General features: G+C 67.5%; 1 pseudogene. It reads left to right on the forward strand.

The annotated features are described in order from the left end of the window. Positions 1-23 precede the first annotated feature (23 nt). A pseudogene (locus ABZ495_RS37095) lies at positions 24-1,024 on the forward strand (IS5 family transposase). The last annotated feature ends 22 nt before the right edge of the window (positions 1,025-1,046 follow it).

Raw genomic sequence — 1,046 nt, forward strand, 5'->3', positions numbered from 1 at the left:
CCTGATCCGGTAGACCGTGGTGTGTGACGCGAGCGCAACTGACAGATGCGGAGTGGGTGTTGATCGAGCCGTACTTGCCGATCGGCGAGTACGGCCCGTACCCGGAGCGGCTGCGACAGCAGTTTGAGGGCGTGATCTGGCGATTCCGGACGGGCGGGCAATGGCGGGAGATGCCGACGGAGTTCGGGGCGTGGTCGACCGTCTCCAACCGGTTCCGGCAGTGGAGGGATGCCGGCGTCTTCGAAGCCCTGATGGAGGGCCTGATCACGGAAGCCGCGAAACGCGGCGATGTGGACTTGTCCCTGGTCAGCGTGGACTCCACCACCGTGCGGGCCCACCACGACGCCGCCGGGATGCACCTCGACTCCGACACCATGGCCGCCCTGGAGAAGGCCGCCGAGGAGGCGGAGAAGGCTCGACAAAAGGGGGAGGCCCGAAGGAACAAGACGGGCGGGACGCCCCATGCGACGCGAAACGGGAAGAACGTCGACGCATCCGGCGTCGGCGCGGGCTCCGGCTGAAGGCCGCCCTGCTCGGACGCTCCAGGGGTGGGCAGACCAGCAAGGTCCATTGCGCTGGCGACCGAAAGTGCCGCCCGCTGGCTCTCATCCTGACCGAGGGCCAGGCCGCGGACAGCCCGCAGTTCATCCCCGTGCTGAAGAAGGTCCGGGTCCGCGGGCCCGTCGGCCGTCCCCGCACCCGGCCGGACGCGGTAGCCGGAGACAAGGCCTATTCGTCACGCGGCAACCGCGCCCACCTGCGCAAGCGCCATATCAAGGCGGTCATCCCGGAGAAGAAGGACCAGAGCGCCAACCGGAAGAAGAAGGGCCGCCAGGGCGGCCGTCCCGTCAGCCACGACGCCGAGCTCTACAAGGAGCGCAACACCGTCGAGCGCCTGATCAACAAGCTGAAGGCCTGGCGAGGCATCGCCACCCGGTATGACAAGACCCCGGAAAGCTACCTCGCCGGCCTCCACCTCCGTGGCGCGATGATCTGGATCAAGGACCTCACTCGAACCCATTGATCACGACCGAATACGTGCCCTA

It is taken from the genome of Kitasatospora sp. NPDC005748, assembly GCF_040630735.1.
Classification (GTDB): Bacteria; Actinomycetota; Actinomycetes; order Streptomycetales; family Streptomycetaceae; genus Kitasatospora.